We start from the raw sequence: 2,951 nt of genomic DNA, 5'->3' as shown, positions 1-2,951 counted from the left end.
CTTCGCGGCCGGCACGGGACGGCTGTACGCCTGCCTGGAGGAGGAGTGGACCTCCCCGGGTGCCACCCGGCCGCTGTACGCGGACTTCCTCGACCTCGCCGGGCACTCGGAAGCCGCCGACCTCTTCCGGGAGTCCGGCCGGAAGTGGTCGGGGCTCGCGGAGCTGGCCCGTGCGGCGGATCCGGAGGCGGACGCCGCCGGGCGGCGGGCGCTCTTCGACGCGTGCGCGGAGCTGGTGGACGGCGCCCTGGCGCTGGAGCGGCAGGCGGTCGCGGTACTGCCGGCGCCGCCCGTGGCGGTCGCCGAGTAGTCCGGTTCACCGCGCATGGAAACGACCCTCGTCCTGATCGTCGGCGTCATCAGCATCGTCGCCGTCGCCGCCTTCTCGAAGCGGCTCGGACTCGCCGCCCCGCTGAGCCTGGTGGTCGTCGGCATCGCCCTCAGCTTCGTCCCCGGCGTGCCGGTGCTCGCCATCGAGCCGGAATGGGTCCTCGCCGGCGTGCTGCCCCCGCTGCTCTACTCGGCGGCGGTCAACATGCCCGCGTCCGACTTCCGCCGCAACCTCGGGGCCATCGGCGGCCTCGCGGTCCTGCTCGTCGTCGTCACCACCCTCGGCGCGGGCTGGCTCTTCCACTGGCTCGTGCCGGGGCTCGGCTGGCCCGCCGCCTTCGCCCTCGGTGCCGTCGTCAGCCCCACCGACGCGGTCGCCGCCACCTCCATGGGCAAGCAACTCGGCCTGCCGTCACGGCTGCTGACCATGCTGGAGGGCGAGGGGCTCGTCAACGACGCCTCCGCGCTGGTGCTGCTGCGCTCCGCGATCGCGGCGATGGCCGGAACCGTCTCCCTGGCCGGGGTGGCCGGGAACTTCCTGCTCTCCGTGGTCGTGGCCGTCGCGGTCGGCCTGGTCGTCGGCCTCGTCAACGTCCGGGTGCGGGCCCTGCTGAAGGACAGCCTGCTGAACACGGCGATCTCCTTCGTCGTCCCCTTCGTCGCCTTCCTGCCCGCCGAGGAACTCCACGCCTCCGGCGTGCTGGCGGTCGTCGTCGCGGGCCTGGTCACCGGACACCAGAGCCCGCGCTTCCTCAGCGCCCAGGACCGGCTGACCGAAGCCATGAACTGGCGCACGCTCGCCTTCCTGCTCGAGAGCGCGATCTTCCTCCTGATGGGCCTGGGCCTCAAGAGCCTGCTCGACTCGGTCGCCGAGCAGGGTCTCAGCGCGACCCGGGCCCTGCTCATCGGCCTCGCGGCCGCCGCCCTGGTCATCGTGGCGCGCATGGTGTTCGTCGCCCCGCTGATCGCCTTCGTACGCAAGGACGCGCGGCGGGCCGCCGAGCTGAAGCCGCGACTCGACTGGCTGATGGACCGGCTCGGCGCCCCGGAGCCCGACGAGCGGATCAGGCCCCGCAGGCCGCTGACGCCCGAGCGCAGGCAGCAGATGAAGCACCGGGTCACCCGGGCCTCCGCCGACGTCGACTTCAAGGTCAACGAGAGCCTCGGCTGGCGCAGTGGCGTGGCCCTCGCCTGGGCCGGGATGCGCGGGGCCATCACCGTCGCGGCCGCACAGACCCTGCCCGAGGACACTCCGTACCGCCCCCAGCTGCTGCTCGTCGCCTTCGTCGTCGCCACCACCACCCTGCTGCTCCAGGGGCTGACCCTGCCCGCCGTCATCCGGACCGTGAAGGTCCCCGGAGACGACGCGGACCGGCTGCGCGACGAGGACCGGCGGCTGTTCGCCGAGGTGGCCGCCGCCGGCCGGGCCGTCCTGGAGGACCCGGACCTCGCGCGCGGCGACGGCAGCCCTTACGCACCCGGCGTCGTCGCCAGGGTCCGCGAGGACGCCCGGCTGGACCCCGCCGGGAGCGCCCCCGTGGCCGAGGCCGAGCGCGCACAGTACGTCGACCTGCGGCTCGGGGTCATCGCGGCCGCGCGGGACGCCGTACTGGCCGCCCGCTCGACCGGCGTGTACGGCTCCCAGGCCATCAACCGGGCCCAGCACGCGCTGGACCTGGACGAAGCCCGGCTCCAGCGGCTCGCCGGCTCGGGCTCCGGGCACTGAGCCCGGTCGCCGGGGCCTCAGCCGCCGGAGCCCTCGGGAGCCCCGCGAGCCCCGGATTCCTCGACGGTGATCGCCGATACCGGGCACGCCCGGACGGCCTCGCGCAGCAGGGGACTGCCGCCGCCGTCCTCGCGGCCCGGCAGCAGGGCGCCCAGCCCGTCCTCGTCCTGGGTGAACACGCCGGGCGCGGTGAGGGCGCACTGCCCGGCACCGATGCAGACGCCGGTGTCGATGGAGACGCGCACGGGCCGGCTCACCACGTCACGGGCAGTTCGATCATGCCCTGGATGGTGTCCCCGGGTTTGAAGGGGATGCGGTCCGGGTCCGCCGCCAGGCGCAGACCGGGCAGCCGTCCGAAGAGGGTGCCGAGGGCGATCTCCATCTCGGCGCGGGCCAGGTTCTGCCCCAGGCACTGGTGGATGCCGAAGCCGAAGGCCACGTGGTGCCGGGTGGACCGGTGCCAGTCCAGCGTGTCGGGCCGCTCGAAGACGGACTCGTCGCGGTTGATCACGGAGGTGGAGAAGATCACCCCGTCGTCGGCGCGGACGGTCACCCCGCCGATCTCGATGTCCTCGGTCGCCACCCGGAGCATGGCGTCCGCGATGGACAGGAACCGCATCAGTTCCTCCACGGCCGCCGGCATCAGGGACGGTTCGGAGCGCAGTTCGGCGAGCTGCTCCGGATGGCGGAGCAGGGTGAAGGTGCCGAGCGAGATCATGTTGGCCGTGGTCTCGTGCCCCGCGATCAGCAGGATCGCGGCCAGCGAGACCAGCTCCTCGACATCGGTCTCGCCGGTCTCCAGCCGCCGGGCGACCAGCTCGTCCAGCAGCCCCTCGCCCGGCGTCCGGCGCTTGTGGCCGATGAGCTCGCGCAGAAAGCCGTTCAGCTGCTCGCG

General features: G+C 73.6%; 3 protein-coding genes and 1 pseudogene. 2 read left to right on the top strand and 2 right to left on the bottom strand.

The features are described 5' to 3' along the window. Window positions 1-310 (top strand): annotated as a pseudogene (locus ACWGDE_RS37835) (hypothetical protein); the annotation flags it as partial. A 15-nt stretch (window positions 311-325) separates the two neighbouring features. Beyond that, window positions 326-2,056, top strand: coding sequence for a cation:proton antiporter (locus ACWGDE_RS37830; RefSeq protein WP_453393619.1), 1,731 nt, complete (start codon window positions 326-328; stop codon window positions 2,054-2,056). Between the two features lie 17 nt (window positions 2,057-2,073). Here the strand turns inward: ACWGDE_RS37830 and ACWGDE_RS37825 are convergent, their stop codons facing one another. Both ACWGDE_RS37825 and ACWGDE_RS37820 read right to left on the bottom strand, forming a co-directional pair. Next, a complete protein-coding gene (locus tag ACWGDE_RS37825; protein WP_453393620.1) occupies window positions 2,074-2,301 on the bottom strand; it encodes a ferredoxin in 228 nt (75 codons plus the stop codon). Window positions 2,302-2,309: 8 nt separating this feature from the next. Further along, a partial coding sequence (locus ACWGDE_RS37820) for a cytochrome P450 (RefSeq protein WP_453393618.1) occupies window positions 2,310-2,951 on the bottom strand: 642 nt, incomplete at its 5' end.

It is taken from the genome of Streptomyces sp. NPDC054956 (assembly GCF_053609185.1).
Note: the sequence above shows the minus strand (reverse complement) of the source record. Positions and strands in the feature narration are given on the sequence as shown.